Genomic DNA, 3266 nt, shown 5'->3' with positions numbered 1-3266 from the left:
CGGCCTTGAAAAAAGGTGTTGACGAGGCGGAAAAGCCGGCTATAATGGGCGGCTCGCAACGACGGAAACGTCGGGGCACACGGAGGAAGGCGCTGAGGCCGACTCCAAGGTTCTTTGACAGTATGCGCAGGTATCTTGTGAAGGCGCCTGCAGGAAGGATGATTTGTCCATCTTGCAGACGTTTGATCAAGCAACATATCAATTGTTTTAAAGCAAGCGAAACGTTGCCAGCGGTCAAGCATCTGCAGCTTTAAATTTTTAGTCCTCGGACTATACGTTTTTAAGTGAAGAGTTTGATCCTGGCTCAGAGTGAACGCTGGCGGTAGGCCTAACACATGCAAGTCGAACGGCAGCACAGTAAGAGCTTGCTCTTATGGGTGGCGAGTGGCGGACGGGTGAGGAATACATCGGAATCTACCTTTTCGTGGGGGATAACGTAGGGAAACTTACGCTAATACCGCATACGACCTTCGGGTGAAAGCAGGGGACCTTCGGGCCTTGCGCGGATAGATGAGCCGATGTCGGATTAGCTAGTTGGCGGGGTAAAGGCCCACCAAGGCGACGATCCGTAGCTGGTCTGAGAGGATGATCAGCCACACTGGAACTGAGACACGGTCCAGACTCCTACGGGAGGCAGCAGTGGGGAATATTGGACAATGGGCGCAAGCCTGATCCAGCCATACCGCGTGGGTGAAGAAGGCCTTCGGGTTGTAAAGCCCTTTTGTTGGGAAAGAAAAGCAATCGGCTAATACCCGGTTGTTCTGACGGTACCCAAAGAATAAGCACCGGCTAACTTCGTGCCAGCAGCCGCGGTAATACGAAGGGTGCAAGCGTTACTCGGAATTACTGGGCGTAAAGCGTGCGTAGGTGGTTGTTTAAGTCTGTTGTGAAAGCCCTGGGCTCAACCTGGGAATTGCAGTGGATACTGGGCGACTAGAGTGTGGTAGAGGGTAGTGGAATTCCCGGTGTAGCAGTGAAATGCGTAGAGATCGGGAGGAACATCCATGGCGAAGGCAGCTACCTGGACCAACACTGACACTGAGGCACGAAAGCGTGGGGAGCAAACAGGATTAGATACCCTGGTAGTCCACGCCCTAAACGATGCGAACTGGATGTTGGGTGCAATTTGGCACGCAGTATCGAAGCTAACGCGTTAAGTTCGCCGCCTGGGGAGTACGGTCGCAAGACTGAAACTCAAAGGAATTGACGGGGGCCCGCACAAGCGGTGGAGTATGTGGTTTAATTCGATGCAACGCGAAGAACCTTACCTGGTCTTGACATGTCGAGAACTTTCCAGAGATGGATTGGTGCCTTCGGGAACTCGAACACAGGTGCTGCATGGCTGTCGTCAGCTCGTGTCGTGAGATGTTGGGTTAAGTCCCGCAACGAGCGCAACCCTTGTCCTTAGTTGCCAGCACGTAATGGTGGGAACTCTAAGGAGACCGCCGGTGACAAACCGGAGGAAGGTGGGGATGACGTCAAGTCATCATGGCCCTTACGACCAGGGCTACACACGTACTACAATGGTAGGGACAGAGGGCTGCAAACCCGCGAGGGCAAGCCAATCCCAGAAACCCTATCTCAGTCCGGATTGGAGTCTGCAACTCGACTCCATGAAGTCGGAATCGCTAGTAATCGCAGATCAGCATTGCTGCGGTGAATACGTTCCCGGGCCTTGTACACACCGCCCGTCACACCATGGGAGTTTGTTGCACCAGAAGCAGGTAGCTTAACCTTCGGGAGGGCGCTTGCCACGGTGTGGCCGATGACTGGGGTGAAGTCGTAACAAGGTAGCCGTATCGGAAGGTGCGGCTGGATCACCTCCTTTTGAGCAAAGGCAACATCGTCCTGTCGGGCGTCTTCACAAAGTACCTGCATTCAGAGTTTCAAATCGGCCAAGCCGGTTTGAAAAGTCCCGTATATGGGGCCTTAGCTCAGCTGGGAGAGCACCTGCTTTGCAAGCAGGGGGTCGTCGGTTCGATCCCGACAGGCTCCACCACACGTTGCGTGTTTATCGACGCAAACGGCAATGAGCTGAACGGACATTGGGTCTGTAGCTCAGGTGGTTAGAGCGCACCCCTGATAAGGGTGAGGTCGGTAGTTCGAGTCTACCCAGACCCACCACTCTGAATGACTAGCGCATACAAAGAATTTATTACGCATCAGCACTGTGGCTGGTACGTGTTCTTTTAAAACTTGTGACGTAGCGAGCGTTTGAGATATCTATCTTGACGTGTCGTGAGGCTAAGGCGGAAGACTTGAATGTCTTCTTATTAATTGAGTCGTTATATTTCGTATCTGGGCTTTGTACCCCCAGGTCATATATATAACCCAAGGCAACTTGCGGTTATATGGTCAAGCGAATAAGCGCACACGGTGGATGCCTTGGCGGTCAGAGGCGATGAAGGACGTGGCAGCCTGCGAAAAGTATCGGGGAGCTGGCAACAAGCTTTGATCCGGTAATGTCCGAATGGGGAAACCCACCCGCTTGCGGGTATCCTGCAGTGAATACATAGCTGCTGGAAGCGAACCTGGTGAACTGAAATATCTAAGTAACCAGAGGAAAAGAAATCAACCGAGATTCCCTGAGTAGCGACGAGCGAACGGGGACTAGCCCTTAAGCTGGAATGGTTCTAGAAAAACAGCCTGGAACGGCTGGCCATAGAAGGTGATAGCCCTGTATTTAAAAGGGCCACTCCAGTGAAGACGAGTAGGGCGGGGCACGTGAAACCCTGTCTGAACATGGGGGGACCATCCTCCAAGGCTAAATACTACTGACCGACCGATAGTGAACCAGTACCGTGAGGGAAAGGCGAAAAGAACCCCGGAGAGGGGAGTGAAATAGATCCTGAAACCGTGTGCGTACAAGCAGTAGGAGCTCGAAAGAGTGACTGCGTACCTTTTGTATAATGGGTCAGCGACTTACTGTTCGTGGCAAGCTTAACCGTATAGGGGAGGCGAAGGGAAACCGAGTCTGATAAGGGCGCATAGTCGCGGGCAGTAGACCCGAAACCGGGTGATCTAGTCATGGCCAGGGTGAAGGTGCCGTAACAGGTACTGGAGGCCCGAACCCACGTCTGTTGCAAAAGACGGGGATGAGCTGTGATTAGGAGTGAAAAGCTAATCGAACCCGGAGATAGCTGGTTCTCCTCGAAAGCTATTTAGGTAGCGCCTCATATGTATCCTCTCGGGGGTAGAGCACTGTTATGGCTAGGGGGTCATCGCGACTTACCAAACCATTGCAAACTCCGAATACCGAGACGGAC

General features: G+C 53.0%; 1 protein-coding gene, 2 tRNA genes and 2 rRNA genes (1 of these 5 running past the window's edge). 4 read left to right on the top strand and 1 reads right to left on the bottom strand.

Translation table 11 applies throughout. From position 1 onward, the window contains the following. Window positions 1-238, bottom strand: a 238-nt coding sequence (locus ACPEH1_RS20370; RefSeq protein ID WP_423716307.1) for a hypothetical protein, incomplete at its 3' end; no start/stop codon positions are given. A 43-nt stretch (window positions 239-281) separates the two neighbouring features. Between ACPEH1_RS20370 and ACPEH1_RS20365 the strand changes: the two genes are divergently transcribed. The 4 genes from ACPEH1_RS20365 to ACPEH1_RS20350 all read left to right on the top strand — a co-directional run. Further along, a 16S ribosomal RNA gene (locus ACPEH1_RS20365) occupies window positions 282-1828 on the top strand. 95 nt (window positions 1829-1923) lie between these two features. Next, window positions 1924-1999: transfer RNA gene (locus ACPEH1_RS20360), tRNA-Ala, on the top strand. A 48-nt stretch (window positions 2000-2047) separates the two neighbouring features. Continuing rightward, a tRNA-Ile gene (locus tag ACPEH1_RS20355) sits at window positions 2048-2124 on the top strand. 229 nt (window positions 2125-2353) lie between these two features. Continuing rightward, window positions 2354-3266, top strand: a 23S ribosomal RNA gene (locus ACPEH1_RS20350); it runs 2065 nt beyond the window's last position. Together the 16S and 23S rRNA genes with 2 tRNA genes alongside form the textbook arrangement of a ribosomal RNA operon.

The organism is Stenotrophomonas sp. NPDC077421 (assembly GCF_049545505.1).
GTDB lineage: Bacteria > Pseudomonadota > Gammaproteobacteria > Xanthomonadales > Xanthomonadaceae > Stenotrophomonas > Stenotrophomonas nematodicola.
Note: the sequence above shows the minus strand (reverse complement) of the source record. Positions and strands in the feature narration are given on the sequence as shown.